The following is a 15,684-nucleotide window of genomic DNA, read 5'->3' as shown; positions in this document are numbered from 1 at the left end:
ATCCACCAGGAGTTGTTCGGTATTCTGAACACAGTTCCTGATAGTGAATCCACAGGGACTCTATTTCCGGGCGTTCTGTGTGGTCAAGAGCGGTCCGTCGGGCCGGAAGCCTGTCGGGCCGGAAGGGCGAGAGACGATGTCGGCTGCGGAATCCGGTGGGGCACAAGTCAAGTCGGCGGTCAGGACGGTGGAGCTGCTCGAATACTTCGCCGGACGGCCCGGCATGCACTCCCTCGCCGCCGTCCAGGAAGCGGTCGGCTACCCCAAGTCCAGCCTCTACATGCTGCTGCGCACGCTGGTCGAGCTGGGCTGGGTGGAGACGGACGCGACGGGGACGCGGTACGGGATCGGCGTGCGGGCCCTGCTGGTCGGCACGTCGTACATCGACGGGGACGAGGTCGTCGCCGCGGCCCGCCCCACGCTGGACCGGCTCTCCGACGACACCACCGAGACCATCCACCTGGCGCGCCTGGACGGGACGAACGTGGTGTATCTCGCCACCCGCCAGTCCCAGCACTACCTGCGCCCCTTCACCCGCGTCGGCCGCCGGCTCCCCGCGCACTCGACGTCGCTCGGCAAGGCGCTGCTCGCCACCCACAGCGACGAGCAGGTCCGCAAGATGCTGCCCGAGACGCTGCCCGCGCTGACCGAGCACACGATCACCGACCGCGAGAAGCTGATCGAGGACCTGCGCCTCATCCGGGAGCAGGGCTACTCGGTGGACCGCGAGGAGAACACCCTCGGGCTGCGCTGCTTCGGCATCGCGATCCCGTACCGCACCCCGGCGCGGGACGCGATCAGCTGCTCGGTGCCGGTGGCGCGGCTGACCCCGGGGCACGAGCAGCTGATCAAGGACGCGCTGTTCGACGCCCGCGACCGGCTGACGCTCGCGACACGGCGGCTCTGACGATTTCAGCCGATCTGCCGGCCCGGCGGTCTCCCGCCACGACATGAAGAGTTCCTGAGAACGGCGGCCCGGGGGAACGCGGGCCGCCGTTCCGCTCGTCTCCCGTACGGGATGAACAAGACGATCAGACGCGCCTCGGTGTTCTGCCTGCTGCTGGTCCTCGCACTCCTCGTGCGGGTCACCTGGCTCCAGGCGTACGACGCCCGCGCCCTCGCGGACAGCAAGTACAACCAGCGGAACGCCATCGCGCGGTACGCGCAGCCGCTGGGTGACATCGTCGTGGCCGGTTCGCCGGTCACCGGGTCCCGGCGGACCGCCGGCGGCGATCTCGCCTACGAGCGGACGTACACGGACGGCGAGCTCTACGCCGCCGTCACCGGTTTCAGCTCGCAGGTGTACGGCTCCACCCAGCTGGAGGGCATCTACGGCGACGTCCTCGACGGCAAGGACCCCCGCCTGGGCAACCCGCTCGACGCGCTCACCGGCGAGCGGACCGAGCCCGGTGACGTGCTGACGACGATCGAGCCCGGCGTGCAGAAGGCCGCGTACGACGCCCTCGGCGACAAGAAGGGCGCGGCGGTCGCGCTCGACCCGAAGACCGGGCGCGTGCTGGCGGTCGTCTCGACCCCGTCGTATGACCCCTCGACCATCAGCGGGACGACGGACGGCACAGCCTGGCAGCAACTGAGCGCGGACAAGGACATGCCGATGCTCAACCGCGCGCTGCGGCAGCCCCTGCCGCCCGGGTCGACGTTCAAGCTGGTCGTGGCGTCGGCGGCGCTGGAGGACGGGCTGTACGGCTCCGTCGACGTGCCGACGGACAGCCCGGACCCGTACACCCTGCCGGACACGACCACCGTGCTGCGCAACGAGAGCGCGTCCGACCCCTGCGAGAACGCCTCGATCAGAAACGCGCTGCGCTACTCGTGCAACACGGTCTTCGCGAAGATGGCCGACGACCTGGGGCAGGACAAGGTCGCGGCGATGGCGAAGAAGTACGGCTTCGACAACGCGGCGCAGGACATGCCGGTGCGGGCGGCGAAGAGCGTCTACCCGACCGGCATGGACCGGGCGCAGACGGGCCTGTCGGGCATCGGCCAGTTCGATGTGACCGCGACCCCGCTCCAGATGGCGATGGTGTCGTCGGCGCTGGCGAACGACGGGCTGCTCGCGGCCCCGCACCTGGTGTCGAAGGTCGTGAACGGCGACGGCGACACCCTCCAGTCGTACCAGGACGGGGACACGACCCGTATCGTCTCCTCCTCGACGGCGCAGCAGCTGCGCAGCGCGATGCGGACGGTGGTCGAGTCGGGTACGGGCACGAACGCGCGCGTGCCGGGCGCGGAGGTGGGCGGCAAGACCGGTACGGCGCAGCACGGTGTCGACAACAGCCAGACGCCGTATGCCTGGTTCACGTCCTACGCGAAGGACGGCGCGACCGGGAACGAGGTGGCGGTCGCGGTGGTCGTGGAGGACTCGGACGCGGCGCGCGCGGAGGTCAGCGGCAACGGCCTGGCGGCGCCGGTGGCGCAGAAGATGATGGCGGCGGCCTTAAAATAGCCTGCGGGTCGCACGCACCACCGATCGGGGGTGGTACGACCCGCAGGCCGGCGCTCACCTCACGCGCTCTGCGCCGCCGCCTCCTCCGCGCTCAACCGGGGGCGCGGTGCGGCCGCCAGGCGCTTGCCCGCGGCGGCCGGTGACGGGTCGGCCGGGCGGCGGGTGTGCCAGTCGGTCACCGCCTGGTAGGCCGACGCGACCTCCAGCAGCCGGTCCTCCTCGTACGGCTGACCGCCGAGGATGACGCCGGACGGTATCCCCGCCACGAACCCGGCGGGAAAGGCGATTTCGGGCAGCCCGAGGATGTCGAAGGGCACGGGACCCGTCTGGAGCAGGACGTCGCAGCGGGCCATGACCCCATCGAGCACTTCACGCAGCAGATGGTTCTTGGCCCGCTGCGCGGTGATCCACTCGTCGCCGGACAGCATCAGCCCCTGGAGCCAACTGAGCAGCGAGACGCCGAACTTGGTGGGGTCCTCCTGGAGCCAGTGCCGGAACGGCTCGGTGCGCTCGGAGAGCCGGGCGTCGTTGAACGTGCCGGTGAGCAGTCCCCAGTCGGCGGGGTACGTGACGTCGACCAGCGTCACCCCCGGGATGGCGTCGAGCGTGGTGAGGAACGCCCGGCGCACGTCGGCGGCGCTGTTCAGGAAGTCGGCGGGCACCCCGATCCGGGTCGCGCGGCGCAGCTTCACCTTGCCCCGGGACAGGACCGGGGTGGCGGCCCGTACGAGATCCGGCAGGCGCGGCAGTCCGAGGGTGCGCGGGTCGGCCGGGTCGGGTCCTGCCATCACGGAGAGCATGAGCGCGGCGTCCATGGCGTCGCGCGCCAGGGGCCCGGGGTGGTCGCGGGTGTACGAAAGCGGGATGACGCCGTGCGCGGAGACGCGGCCCATCGTGGGCTTGAGGCCGGTGAGGTTCTGCCGGTTGGAGGGCTGGACGATGGATCCGCCGGTCTGGGTGCCGATGGACGACGAGGCCATCCGCCCGGCGACGGAGCAGGCGGGCCCGGTGGACGAACCGCCGGGATCGGTGGCGGGGTTGTCGGGGGTCCAGGCGTTGACGGTGGTGACGGTCCCGTTGGGGGTGGTCGCCCGGGTGGTGGCGAGCGGGCCCATCTGCCCCTTGCCCAGGACGATTCCGCCGGCGGCGGTGAGCCGGGCGACGGCGGTGGCGTCGTGGTCGGGGACGAAGTCCTCGAAGATGAGGGAGTTGCAGCGGGTCGGCACCCCGCGCGTGAAGTAGTTGTCCTTGACGCAGAGCGGGATACCGCTCAACACGCCTCGTCTGCCCTCGCGGTCGGCCTTGCGCGCGGCGGTGAGCGCGGTCGCGCCGGTCACCACGGCGTACGCCTGGTACGTGGAGTCGAAGGCCTCTATCCGGTCGAGGTACGCCTCCACGAGCGTCGCGGACTTCAGCTTGCGCCGGCGCATCAGGACGGCGGCCTCGGCGAGCGTCGCCTCGGTCGGATCGCGGCGCGCGGCGTCCCGTACGTGGATGTCGGGGAGGTACGGCGCGGCCCCGGCGGCGGTGGCCGGGCTCGCGGCGGCCGGCGCGGCCAGGGCCGTACCCCCGACGACGGCGCCGGTCGCGGCGGCCGAACCGGCCAGGAAGACACGGCGGTTGAGGGTGCGGCTCATCGTCCGTCCGCCTTTCCGGTCCAGGCTTCCGTGATCGACGGGTAGAGCAGCGGCGGCGAGGCCTGCTGGGCGTACTCAGGCGCGGGCGTGCCCGTCACGGGCGGCGACCAGCCGCCGATGGCGGCCGGCGTCGACGCGACGAAGGACCGCAGGGAGTTCAGGACCTGGGCGCGGGTGGGGACACCGGTCGCGGGGTCGGACTGCTCGGGCAGCAGGGTGAGGTCGAAGCCGGCCAGGGCGAGCCTGGTCCTGACGTAGGCGTCCAACTGCTCCTGGGTGGGCGGCTGTAGCTGGCTCAAGGGGAACCTCCGGGGTCACCGGGCCGTGCGAGGAAGTGCGGGGGGTGCAGTGCGCGACTCCATCACCCGTCGATGACTGCCTCGTTGAGCACACGCTTCACGTGCGTTACGGAGAACGCTCATGACCTGCACGGCCGTTACCTGCCGCCTCACCCAGTCGGGCCGGTCAGCCGATCCACTGCTCGATCGGGTCGATCGCGAAGTAGACGACGAACAGGGCGGCGGTGGCCCAGAGCAGCCAGTGCACCTCACGCGCCCTGCCCAGCACCGTCTTGATGACGACGTACGCGACGAAGCCGGCGCCGATGCCGTTGGTGATGGAGTACGTGAACGGCATGACGGCGATCGTCAGGAAGGCCGGGACGGCGATCTCGTACTTCTCCCAGTCGATGTGCCGGACCTGCGACATCAGCAGGAAGCCCACCACGATGAGCGCGGGCGCCGCCGCCTGCGCGGGGACGACCAGCGCGAGTGGCGCGAGGAAGAGCGAGAGGCCGAACAGGGCGCCGGTGACGACGGAGGCGAAGCCGGTACGGGCGCCTTCGCCGACGCCCGCGGCCGATTCGATGTACGCGGTGTTGGAGGAGGCGGAGGCCGCGCCGCCCGCGACCGCCGCCGCGCCGTCGATGAGCAGGACGCGGCCGAGGTGCGGGACCTTGCCGTTCTCGTCGAGGAGCCCGGCCTCGTTGGAGACGCCGACGACGGTGCCCATGGTGTCGAAGAAGTCGCTGAGGATGAGGGTGAAGACCAGCAGGACGAGGGTGACCACGCCGATCTGCTGGAAGGCGCCGAAGAGGCTGAAGGAGCCGATGAGCCCGAAGTCCGGTGCGGCGACGAGGTCGTCGGGGACGGACGGCACGGTGAGCCCCCACGCGGCGGGCTTGATGTCGGCGATCTCGTTGATGAGGACGGCGACGAGGGTCGTCACGACGATGCCGAGGAGGATCGCGCCCTTCACCTTGCGGGCCACGAGCGCGAGGGTGAGGAGCACCCCGAGGCAGAAGACCAGGACGGGCCAGCCCGAGAGGTGGCCGGTGGCGCCGAGTTGCACGGGTACGGAGCCGGTGTCACCGGGGATCCGGGTGACGAAGCCCGCGTCGATGAAGCCGATGAACGCGATGAAGAGCCCGATGCCGACGCTGATGGCCTGCTTGAGGGACTGCGGGATGGCGTTCATGACGGCCTCGCGCAGCCCGGTGACGACCAGGACGCAGATCAGCAGCCCTTCCAGCACCACCAGGCCCATCGCGTCGGGCCAGCTCATCAGCGGGGCGAGCTGGAAGGCGACCACGGCGTTGAGGCCGAGGCCGGCCGCGATGGCGAGCGGCAGATTGCCGCCGAGCCCCATGATCGCGGTCATGACGGCGGCGACCAGCGCAGTGGCGGTGACCAGTTGGGGCCCGGAGAGGTGGGCGCCGAACTTGTCCTCGGCGCTGCCGAGGATGATCGGGTTGAGCACGAGGATGTAGGCCATCGTGAAGAACGTGGCGAAGCCGCCGCGTATCTCCCGGGCGTAGGTCGAACCCCGCTCGCTGATCTTGAAGTACCGGTCCACGGCACTGCCGTTCTCGTGTGCTGCCTGGCCTGACATGGGGCTCCTCGCCGGGGTCGGACGGTCGCGGGGGGTAGGGGGGATTGTCCACCTGTCAGGGACGGTTCAGGTTTTCAGGGTGTTAAGCGTTGTCCGGCGCGACATCTTTCCGAGGCCCTTCCGCGTCCTTTCTGAGGCCCGGGATAGGGCGGTTGCCCCATGCCGGGCCCCCTCCTCAGCCACCACCCTGACGCCATGCGACGTAAAGGAAAACGTGCTGGCGGGGTACTGCGGGACCGCAACGCGGGGCTGTACCTGGCCGGGGTGGTGGTGTCCGGATTCGGCACCTCGGCGATGTGGCTGACCGCCGGGATCTGGGTCAAGTCCCTGACCGGCTCGGACAGTCTGGCGGCGCTGACCGTCTTCGCGATGTGGGCGCCGACGCTGGTGGGGCCGGTGCTGGGCGGGATCGCCGACCGGGTGCGGCGGCGGCCGCTGCTGATCGTCTGCAACCTGGGGATGGCGCTCCTGCTGACGGCACTCCTCGCCGTCGGCTCGGCGGACCGGATCTGGATCCTCTTCGCCGTGCTGTTCGTGTACGGGATGACCGGGGTGGTCATGGACGCGGCGGAGACGGCGCTGATCGCCGGGGTGGTCGACCAGCGGCTGCTGGGCGGGTTCAACGGCCTGCGGACGACGGCCAACGAGGGCATGAAGCTCCTGGCTCCGCTGGCGGGCGCGGCACTGTACGCGCGGTTCGGCGGGGGTACGGTGGCCCTCCTGGACGCGGCGACGTTCGCCTTGGCGGCGGGGCTGTTCGCGCGGATGCGGGTGCGGGAGTCTCCTGTTTCCCCGCCCGTTCCTTCGCGCGGGGGCGGCCGGCGGTCCGCGACGGCGGAGGGGATACGGCGGCTCCGGGACACCCCGGCCGTAGGCCCCCTCGTGCTGGCCGCGGCGGTGACGATGCTGCTGGCGGGGCTCAACGGCGCGGTGATCTACGCGGTGGTAGACGAGGGCCTCGGCCGCTCCCCCGCGTACGTGGGCGTGCTGTACGCGGTGCAGGGCGCCGGTTCCGTCCTGATCGGCCTCCTGGCGGGCCCACTGCTCCGCCGGCTCCCGGAACGGGTGTTCGCGGCGGCGGGGATCGCGGTGTTCGCGGTGTCCCTGGGGCTACGGGCCCTCCCGCACGACGCGGCGGTCCTGGCGAGCGCGGCGGGGGTGGGGGCGGGGCTGCCGTGCGTCTTGATCGCGGCGATGACCGCGGTGCAGCGGGAGGTTCCGGGGGCGGTGTTGGGCCGCGTGTCCGCGACCGCGACGACGCTGATCTACGCACCGAACGCGGTGGCGCTGGCGCTGGGCGCGGGCCTGGTGGCGGTCGTGGACGTGGGCGCGCTGCTCCTCGCGGCCTGCGTGGTGGGTCTGGCGACGGCGTGGGCTGTTGTCCGCCGCCAGGTGGTGGGCGCGGCACACTGATTGTCCTCAAGCGCCGGACGGGCTTGGGTTGGCCTCTGCCCGGGGCGCGGGCGCGGCTCACTGATGTCCTCAAGCGCCGGACGGGCTGGGTGTGTCGTGGTGACGGGGGGTGGGGCCTGCGGAGGTACGTATGTCCGGACTGCATGTTTTACGGCGCGTTCGGGGACCCCGGACATTCACGGTAGCCATGCGCCACAAAACACGCTTTACGTCCGGACACACGCACCTCCTCCGACCCCACCCCCCTCACGCCGAGGGAGAGCCGAACGACCCCCCGCTGCGGGGAGCTCCTGGCGCCCGGTGGGCGAACGCGGCTTACTGATGTCCTCAAACGCCGGACGGGCTGGATGGTGGCCTCTGCCCGGTACGCGAGTGCGGGTTACCGATGTCCTCAAACGCCGGACGGGCTGGATGGTGCCCCGGTGGTCTCCAAGGCCGGACGGGCCGGGGGTTGTCTTGACGCGGGCCTGGAAGGGGGACGGGCAGGGGTCGTGTCCGGAACGTAAAGCGTGTTTTGTGTCGCGTGACTACCGTGAATGTCCGAAGTCCCCGAACGCGACGTAAAACATGCAGTGCAGGACACGACCCCTGCCCGGCCCCCGGCAACCGGCCCGCGCATAGAAGCCGGCCCGCAGCGGGCACAACCAAGCCCGTCCGGCGATTGAGGACAATCAGTAACCCGCACCCCTCACCGGAGGTGCGACGCTCCGTTGAGGTCCAGGACCGTTCCCGACGACCACTCCGCCCCCGCCGACGCCAACCAGAAAACCGCCCCCGCCACCTCCCTGACCGTCCCCACCCGCCCGAACGGACTCTGCGCCCGGATCCCCTCCCCCTCCGGCCCCGACAACCGCCCCGCCACCCGCTCTGTCTCGAAGAAGCCGGGCGCCACCGACGCCACCCCGATGCCGTACGGGGCCAGGGACACCGCCAGGGACTGCCCCATCGCATGCACCGCCGCCTTCGTCGCGCCGTAGGCGGGGTGGTCCGGCTCACCCCGGTACGCCCCGCGTGAGCCGATGTTCACGATCCGGCCCGCCACCCCCCGGTCGATCATGTTCCGCGCCGCCCGATGGCTGAGCAGCGCCGTGGCGAGGACGTTCACGGACAGGTGGCGCTGCCAGATCTCCGTCCACTCCTCGTACGACGTCGTCGGGAGCGGATGCCGTTCGTTGACCGCCGCGTTGTTGACCAGGACGTCGATCCCGCCCAAGGCGTCCGCCGCCTCGTCCGCGACCCGTGCCGCCTCCGCCGGGTCCGAGAGGTCGCCGCCGACCAGCACGTGGCCCGTACCGGACAGGGACTCCAGCGTGAGCCGGGCATCGGCGAGGCGGGTCCCGTGGTGGACGGCGACCACGTCGCCATTGGCGGCGAAGGCCTGGGTCACCGCGCGGCCGAGCCCCCGCGAGGCCCCGCTGACGAGCACACGGCGACCGGTCGCGGGCAGAGACGTCACCGGCAGGTTCATGGACGCGGGCCTTTCGGACGTCGGACGCTGTTCAACCGCTGTTTATACGCGCACGCGACCGTGTTCTCCCACACCCCCACGCCCCAGGAGGCCACCGCGATGCCGCTGACCCGCAGGGAATTCTCCGGGAAGTCCGTCCTCACCGGCGCCGGCCTCGTCCTCACGGGCGCCGCCGGAGCCCTCGCGACCGCCCCCGGCGCCCTCGCCGCCGAGGACGCGCCGGAGGTGTCCTGCGGACCCGCGCCGCAGCCGGGGTACGGGCCGCTGCTCCCCGACCCCGCCGGGATGCTCGCGCTGCCGGAGGGGTTCTCGTACCGCGTCCTCACCCACAGCGGGGTCACCCGGCTGGAGACCGGCGAGTTCACGCCGTCGGACCACGACGGCACCGCCACGTTCGACGGCCCGCGCGGTACGACGCTGCTGGTCAACAACCACGAGCTGGACGGCCCGCGCTCCGACCACCCGTACCCCGTGCCGCTGGCCGAGGGGCTGGTGTACGACCCGGCGGCGGCCGGCGGCTGCACCGTCGTGGAGACGCACCGCGACGGCCGTACCGCCGAGTGGGTCGGCATCGCCGGCACCTCCACGAACTGCGCGGGCGGCCGGACCTCTTGGGGCACGTGGCTGACGTGCGAGGAGAACGCCGACCGGGCCGGCCAGAACGGGATGACCAAGGACCACGGCTTTGTCTTCGAGGTGGACCCGTACGACCGCGGGGCCAACCGCGACCCCCGGCCGGTCAAGGCGTTCGGCCGGTTCGAGCACGAGGCCGTCGTGGTCGACCCGCGCACCGGGCACGCCTATCTGACGGAGGACGCGGACGGCCCCAACGGACTGCTCTACCGCTGGGTCCCGCCGAAGGGCTTCGCGCACGGCCGGGGCAGGCTCCGTCACCTCGCCGACGACGCGGGGGTCCTCCAGGCTCCGCGCTGCTTCGACGCGGGCGGGCGCTTCGTGGACGACCTCTCGCGCGCGACCAAGATCGGCACGGTCTACGGCGTGGACTGGCTGGAGGTGCCCGACCGGCAGGCGCGGACCGTCGAGGTGCGGGAGCAGTTCGACGACGGGGACGTAACCCGCGCCAGGAAGCTGGAGGGCATGTGGTGGGCGGACGGGGGCGCGTACGTCGTCTCCTCGTACGCCCGCGACGAGAGCCCCGGCCGCCCGCACGACGGGCAGGTCTGGTTCTACGATCCCCGGCGCCGCACGCTCACCCTCAAGGTGCTGCTGGGGGTCAACACGGACCCGGACCGGGACGGGGCCTTCGACGGCCCGGACAACATCACCGTCTCGCCGTACGGCGGGCTGATCCTCGCGGAGGACGGCGAGGGGGTCCAGCATCTCTTCGGGGCGACGGAGAGCGGGGTCACGTACCCCCTCGCGCGCAACGACCTCAACGACAGCGAATTCACGGGTGTCGTGTTCTCTCCGGACGGCGCCGTCCTGTACGCCAACATCCAGGAGCCGGGGATCATGCTGGCCGTCACCGGCCCCTGGCGGCGTTCGCCCCGGCGCTGACCGGGCGGCCCGCGCGGGGCTCCGGGGACCCCCGGCAGGGCCCTGGAACGGGTGATCCGGCGGGCCGGTCGGCGGTCGGGCATGGCGCGGCGGGGCCCCTTGGGCGCATACTCCAAGTAATGACAAAGTCAGCCGGATCCCGGCGCCACCTGCCGTCCAGTCCCTTCAACCGCCAAGGCCCGGCCTCACCCCCGCCCGAGCAGTTCGATGTCGGAGACCGCGTCTCCCACGACCAGTTCGGGCTGGGAAGAGTCATCGGAGTCGAGGGCGAACACGCCGTGCTCATCGATTTCTCGGGGCGCCAGGGAAGGATCCTGACCCCCTTTTCCAAACTGACCAAGCTCTGAAGCGGAGCCTGGAGAAGGCCGAGCCCCCGGGCCGCCACCGGTCGTCGAGACCGTGGCGGCCCGCTGGGCGTTCCGGACGCCGTCCTGAGGGTCCCGGGACGGCCTCCCGGGCTCAGAGGATCTTCGCCGCGGGCTTCACCATGCCGCGGACCGTACGGGACTTCACGAACTCCCCGAGGCCGGTCATCTCCCACTCGCCGGAGAACTGCTTGATCAGCTTGGCCATCATCACGCCGGTCTGCGGCTCGGCCCCGGTCAGGTCGAAGCGCACCAGTTCCTCGTCGGTGGCCGCGTCGATCAGCCGGCAGTAGGCCTTGGCCACCTCGTTGAACTTCTGGCCCGTGAACGAGTTCACGGTGAAGACCAGGCCGGTCGCCTCGGCGGGCAGCCTGCCGAGGTCGACGACGATCACCTCGTCGTCCCCCGCGCCCTCTCCGGTGAGGTTGTCCCCGGAGTGCTTGATCGCCCCGTTGAGGATGGACAGCCGGCCGAAGTAGCAGCTGTCCAGGTGCTTGCGGTCCGGGCCGTAGGCGATGACGGAGGCGTCGAGGTCGATGTCCTTGCCGCCGTACGCGGGCTCCCAGCCGAGGCCCATCTTGACCTTGCTGAGCAGCGGGCGGCCGCCCTTGACCAGGGAGACGGTCTGGTTCTTCTGGAGGCTGACGCGGCCCTTGTCGAGGTTGATCTTGCCGGAGCCGGGCGCGGAGGGCGCCGGGGCCTGCGGTGCGGGCGGGGCCGCGGGGGCGGGGGGCGCGGACACGCGCGGGTCGGCCGCGCGCGCGGGCGGGGCCTGCGCGGGGGCGGGCGCGGCGGCGGGCTCCTCCACGGAGACGCCGAAGTCGGTGGCGATCCCGGCCAGCCCGTTCGCGTACCCCTGCCCGACGGCGCGGACCTTCCAGGCGCCGTTGCGCAGGTAGACCTCGACGATCACCAGCGCGGTCTCGGCGCCGAGCTGCGGGGGTGTGAAGGTGGCGAGCACGCTGCCGTCGGCCGCGTCGCGGACCGTCGCCGTGGGCTCGATGCCCTGGAAGCTCTGCCCCGCCGCGTCCGGGCTCGCCGTGACGACGATCTTCTCGATGCCGGCCGGCACGGAGCCGGTGTCGACGACGATGGCGTCCGGGGCCGTACCGCCGCCGGAGCGGTAGCTCACGCCGGGGCCCGCGGGCTGGTTGTAGAAGATGAAGTCGTCGTCGGAGCGCACCTTGCCGTCGGCGGTGAGCAGCAGGCCCGATACGTCGAGCCGCACCGGAGCGGTGACGTCCACCGCCACGTGGGCGGTGGGAAGAGGGATGTTCGAGCCGGGGGTCATAGCTGTCATGCCGTCGTAACGAGCGACCCGGCTTTGCCGTTCCCTTACCTACGCCGATTGCGCGAATGTTCGCGCGCGACGCGTTCGTTCCCGAACTTGTACGCGCCCGTCCAGCGGGCCATGACGAGCTGGGCGTCGCCCTGTTCCGCCTCGGCCAGGAACTTCTCCGCCCGGGCGCCGCGCAGCGTCGCGGCGGCGCGCCCGCGGTGGGTGATGACGACCGTGCCGTCACCCCGTCGCTCGTAGCTGAATCCGAAGGGCCTGGGCATACCGCCATGGTGCCCGTAGGGCACGTCACTGTCGCCCGGTTTTCGGGGGGGGCCGCCTCCCCCGGCGGGGCCGCCGCCGGCGTCAGTGGGGCCATTGGGGCGGGTGCGTCGTGAAGTGCCCGCCCAGGTGCGCGTGGTCCGGGTTGGCCGGGTCCAGTTCGCCCTGTTCGGCGATGAGCTTGGCGGCGTACGGCTCCGAGTCGTCCTGGGGGTCGTACCCCAGCGCCCGCGCGCCGGACAGGTCCCACCACAGCCGGGTGTTGGCGGAGGAGCCGTACACGACGGTGTGGCCGACGTCCTCGGCGGTGAGCGCGGCGTGGAAGAGCCGGGCGCCGTCGGCGGGGCTCATCCATACGGACAGCATCCGTACGGAGGCCGGCTCGGCGAAGCAGGAGCCGATCCGGACGGAGACGGTCTCCATGCCGTGCAGGTCCCAGTAGAGCTGCGCGAGGTCCTCGCCGAAGCACTTGGACAGGCCGTAGTACGTGTCGGGCCGGCGCGGGGTGTCGACGGGAATCAGCGGGTCGTCGCCCTGGGGGCGCGGGGTGAAGCCGACCGCGTGGTTGCTGGAGGCGAAGACCGTGCGCGGGATCCCGGCCGCGCGGGCCGCCTCGTACAGGTTGTACGTCCCCTCGATGTTGGCCTTGAGGATCTTGTCGAAGGAGGCTTCCAGGGAGATGCCCGCGAGGTGGATGATCGCGTCGACGCCGTCCACGGCCTCCCGCAGCGCGTCCTTGTCCGCCAGATCGGCCGTGAGGGCGTCCGGCTCGCCCTCGACGGGCCGGGAGTCGAAGAGGCGCAGTTCGTAGCCGTACGCGGGCAGCAGGCCCCGCATCAGGGTGCCGAGGCCGCCGGCGGCGCCGGTGAGCAGGACGGTGCGGGGTGCGGGCATGGGCGCGGTCTCCTCGGCGGTACGGTCGGCGGCCTGTCACCGGACTCAGATCCGTAGACGGTATTCACATGCATGGACACGCTAAGGAGTGCCCCTCCGTACCGTCAAGTCTTGCGTGGCGGGGAGTGATCCGCCTCCTGGTTGCTGTTTCCTGTCTTGACCTGCGCCGCGCGGCTGCCCTAGCGTGGTCGTGTTCAGAGATATGGACATCGATCAGAATTGTGCACGGGCGGTGAGCGCCCGGTGCACGGCCCAGGGAGCGCCCCGTGACCTCAGCCCCGCTCGCCGCCCGACTCACCCGAGTGGAGGGGCCGCTGTTCTTCCCCGTCACCGCGTACGGTCCCGACGGCACACTCGACCTCGACGCGTTCCGCGCGCACGTCAGAGGGGGCGTCGACGCGGGAGCCGCGGCGGTGTTCGCCTGCTGCGGCACGGGCGAGTTCCACGCCCTCACCCCCGGGGAGTTCCGCGACTGCGTCGCCGCCGCCGTGGAGGAGACCGCCGGGGAGGTGCCCGTCGTGGCCGGCGCGGGCTACGGCACCGCCCTCGCGATCCAGTACGCGAAGCTCGCCGAGGAGGCCGGCGCGGACGGGCTGCTCGCCATGCCGCCCTACCTGGTCGTCGCCGACCAGGAGGGCCTGCTGCGCCACTACACCGAGCTGGCCGGGGCCACCTCGCTGGAGACCATCGTCTACCAGCGGGACAACGCCGTCTTCACCCCCGAGACCGCCGTCGCGCTGGCGCAGGTGGACGGCATCATCGGCCTCAAGGACGGCTTCGGGGACCTCGACCTGATGCAGCGGATCGTCAGCACCGTCCGCCGCGAGCTGCCCGGACGGGAGTTCCTCTACTTCAACGGGCTGCCCACCGCCGAACTCACCGGCCTGGCCTACCGGGGCATCGGCATCACCTTGTACTCCTCCGCCGTCTTCGCCTTCGCCCCCGACATCGCCCTCGCCTTCCACCGGGCGCTGAACAGCGGCGACGACGTGACGGCCAACCGGCTCCTCGACGGCTTCTACGTACCGCTCGTCGAACTGCGCAACCAGGGGCGGGGGTACGCCGTCTCGCTGGTCAAGGCGGGGGTACGGCTCGGCGGGCTCGACGTCGGCGAGGTGCGGCCGCCGCTGAGCGAGCCACTGGGGCTGCACGTCAAGGAACTGGCGGCGCTCATCGAGCGGGGCCGCGCGCTGCTGGCGGACGGCGCCCCCGGCACCGGGACCGACGCCGTTTCGGGGGGCGACGCGTGAAGACCTCCGTGTTCCTCTACCCCTGGGACGTGGTGGGCGACCCGGACGCCGCACGCCGGATCGCGGACCTCGGCGTCCAGCAGGTCACGCTGGCCTCCGCGTACCACTCCACCCGCGCGCTGACCCCGCGCCACCCGCGCCACCGGATCGTCACGGCCGAACACGCCTCGGTCCTCTACCCCGTGGACGAGGCCCGCTGGGCGGGGCACGAGCTGCGGCCGTACGCCGCGGGGGCCTGGGCGCCCGGCGACGCGTACGGCGAGGCGGCGGCGGCGCTCGCCGACGCGGGGCTGGAGGTGCACAGTTGGGTGGTCCTCGCGCACAACTCCCGCCTGGGCGCGGAGCGTCCCGACACGTCCGTGGTCAACGCGTACGGGGACCGCTACCCCTGGGCGCCCTGCATCGCGCGGCCCGCCGTCGCGGCGTACCTGGTCGCGCTGGCGGCGGAGGCGGCGGTACGGCCCGGGGCGGGCGGTACGGAGCTGGAGTCGTGCGGGTGGTACGGGCTGGCGCATCTGCACGCGCACGACAAGATCGGGGGCGTCGGCCTGGACGAGGCGGCGCAGTACCTGATGTCGCTGTGCTTCTGCGACGTGTGCGGGGCGGGGTACGCGGAGTCGGGCGTTTCGCCGGAGGCCCTGGCGGCGGCGGTGCGGGGGGCGCTTCGGCCCGTGTGGGCCGGTTCTGTTGTGGGCGCCACCGAGGCCGGTGTGGCGGGCATCGAAAAGCTCCTCGGCGCGGAGCTGGCGGCCGTCACCTTCGCGTGGCGTGGCGGAGTGGCCCGTACGCTCCAGGAGTCGGCGGTCGCGGCGGTGCGGGCGGCCGCTCGGGCCGCGGGGCGCCCGGACTTCCAGGTGCTGCTGCACGCGGATCCCGTCCCGTACCACACGGGCGCGAACGCCGGGGTGGACCCGGCGCACGTCCTGGGCGTGGCGGACGGGGTGGTCCTGCCGTGCACGGGCGGTGCGGCGGCCCGCTTGCTCCCGGCGTTCACGCCCCACGCCGTGGGGTCGTCCGTACTGGCGGCGAACTTCACTGTCGTGAGCGGGATGGGGGGCGCGCCGGGGTCGTTGGAGCGGGACGCTTCGCTGGCGCTGACCTTGGGCGCGACGGAGCTTCGCCTGTACCACGGGGGGCTGGCGTCCGCGGAGGACCTCGCGGCGGTGTCCTCGGCCTTGTCCGTGTTGTCCTCAATCGCCGGACGGGCTTGATTGGTGCGTCTGC

14 protein-coding genes are annotated in these 15,684 nt (G+C 72.0%); 7 read left to right on the top strand and 7 right to left on the bottom strand.

The genetic code is table 11. The features are described from left to right. Window positions 1-136: 136 nt before the first annotated feature. Both OG349_RS27740 and OG349_RS27735 read left to right on the top strand, forming a co-directional pair. A complete protein-coding gene (locus OG349_RS27740) occupies window positions 137-907 on the top strand; it encodes an IclR family transcriptional regulator (protein WP_161312948.1) in 771 nt (256 codons plus the stop codon). Window positions 908-1,018: 111 nt separating this feature from the next. Further along, on the top strand, window positions 1,019-2,467 hold the full coding sequence (locus OG349_RS27735; protein ID WP_327237181.1) for a penicillin-binding transpeptidase domain-containing protein: 1,449 nt from the start codon (window positions 1,019-1,021) through the stop codon (window positions 2,465-2,467). Window positions 2,468-2,526: 59 nt separating this feature from the next. On the opposite strand, the gene OG349_RS27730 is transcribed toward OG349_RS27735, so the two are convergent. The 3 genes from OG349_RS27730 to OG349_RS27720 all read right to left on the bottom strand — a co-directional run bounded on the left by OG349_RS27730 (window position 2,527) and on the right by OG349_RS27720 (window position 5,994). Further along, a complete protein-coding gene (locus OG349_RS27730; protein ID WP_327237180.1) occupies window positions 2,527-4,104 on the bottom strand; it encodes an amidase in 1,578 nt (525 codons plus the stop codon). Next, the gene (locus tag OG349_RS27725) at window positions 4,101-4,403 is read right to left on the bottom strand and encodes a hypothetical protein (protein ID WP_327237179.1); all 303 of its coding nucleotides are present in this window, start codon (window positions 4,401-4,403) and stop codon (window positions 4,101-4,103) included. Before OG349_RS27725 ends, OG349_RS27730 begins: the two co-directional genes overlap by 4 nt. Before the next feature lie 166 nt (window positions 4,404-4,569). Beyond that, window positions 4,570-5,994, bottom strand: a complete 1,425-nt coding sequence (locus OG349_RS27720; protein ID WP_327237178.1) for an NCS2 family permease — start codon at window positions 5,992-5,994, stop codon at window positions 4,570-4,572. Window positions 5,995-6,189: 195 nt separating this feature from the next. Between OG349_RS27720 and OG349_RS27715 the strand changes: the two genes are divergently transcribed. After that, window positions 6,190-7,407: an MFS transporter gene (locus tag OG349_RS27715; RefSeq protein WP_327237177.1), complete on the top strand. Its 1,218-nt coding sequence runs from the start codon at window positions 6,190-6,192 to the stop codon at window positions 7,405-7,407. A gap of 688 nt (window positions 7,408-8,095) precedes the next feature. Here the strand turns inward: OG349_RS27715 and OG349_RS27710 are convergent. Then, on the bottom strand, window positions 8,096-8,875 hold the full coding sequence (locus tag OG349_RS27710) for an SDR family NAD(P)-dependent oxidoreductase (RefSeq protein ID WP_327237176.1): 780 nt from the start codon (window positions 8,873-8,875) through the stop codon (window positions 8,096-8,098). 99 nt (window positions 8,876-8,974) lie between these two features. Here OG349_RS27710 and OG349_RS27705 point away from each other — a divergent pair, with 99 nt between their 5' ends. Both OG349_RS27705 and OG349_RS27700 read left to right on the top strand, forming a co-directional pair. After that, the gene (locus OG349_RS27705; protein WP_327238752.1) at window positions 8,975-10,393 is read left to right on the top strand and encodes an alkaline phosphatase PhoX; all 1,419 of its coding nucleotides are present in this window, start codon (window positions 8,975-8,977) and stop codon (window positions 10,391-10,393) included. Between the two features lie 119 nt (window positions 10,394-10,512). Beyond that, window positions 10,513-10,740, top strand: a complete 228-nt coding sequence (locus OG349_RS27700; RefSeq protein WP_161311713.1) for a hypothetical protein — start codon at window positions 10,513-10,515, stop codon at window positions 10,738-10,740. Between the two features lie 112 nt (window positions 10,741-10,852). Here the strand turns inward: OG349_RS27700 and OG349_RS27695 are convergent, their stop codons facing one another. From OG349_RS27695 to OG349_RS27685, 3 genes are all read right to left on the bottom strand, one after another. Continuing rightward, entirely contained in the window at window positions 10,853-12,049 is a 1,197-nt protein-coding gene (locus tag OG349_RS27695) for a TerD family protein (RefSeq protein WP_327238751.1), read from the bottom strand. A gap of 44 nt (window positions 12,050-12,093) precedes the next feature. Next, complete coding sequence (locus OG349_RS27690) at window positions 12,094-12,318, bottom strand: hypothetical protein (protein ID WP_327237175.1); 225 nt, start codon at window positions 12,316-12,318, stop codon at window positions 12,094-12,096. An 82-nt stretch (window positions 12,319-12,400) separates the two neighbouring features. Then, window positions 12,401-13,210: an NAD-dependent epimerase/dehydratase family protein gene (locus OG349_RS27685; protein ID WP_327237174.1), complete on the bottom strand. Its 810-nt coding sequence runs from the start codon at window positions 13,208-13,210 to the stop codon at window positions 12,401-12,403. Window positions 13,211-13,476: 266 nt separating this feature from the next. On the opposite strand from OG349_RS27685, the gene OG349_RS27680 reads away from it, so the two are divergent. Together OG349_RS27680 and OG349_RS27675 are read left to right on the top strand one after the other, a co-directional pair. Further along, window positions 13,477-14,460, top strand: a complete 984-nt coding sequence (locus OG349_RS27680) for a 5-dehydro-4-deoxyglucarate dehydratase (RefSeq protein ID WP_327237173.1) — start codon at window positions 13,477-13,479, stop codon at window positions 14,458-14,460. After that, window positions 14,457-15,671 carry a hypothetical protein gene (locus tag OG349_RS27675; RefSeq protein ID WP_327237172.1) on the top strand — a complete coding sequence of 405 codons (1,215 nt, stop codon included), beginning with the start codon at window positions 14,457-14,459 and terminating at the stop codon, window positions 15,669-15,671. Before OG349_RS27680 ends, OG349_RS27675 begins: the two co-directional genes overlap by 4 nt. Window positions 15,672-15,684: the final 13 nt, after the last annotated feature.

It is taken from the genome of Streptomyces sp. NBC_01317 (genome assembly GCF_035961655.1).
GTDB lineage: Bacteria > Actinomycetota > Actinomycetes > Streptomycetales > Streptomycetaceae > Streptomyces.
Note: the sequence above shows the minus strand (reverse complement) of the source record. Positions and strands in the feature narration are given on the sequence as shown.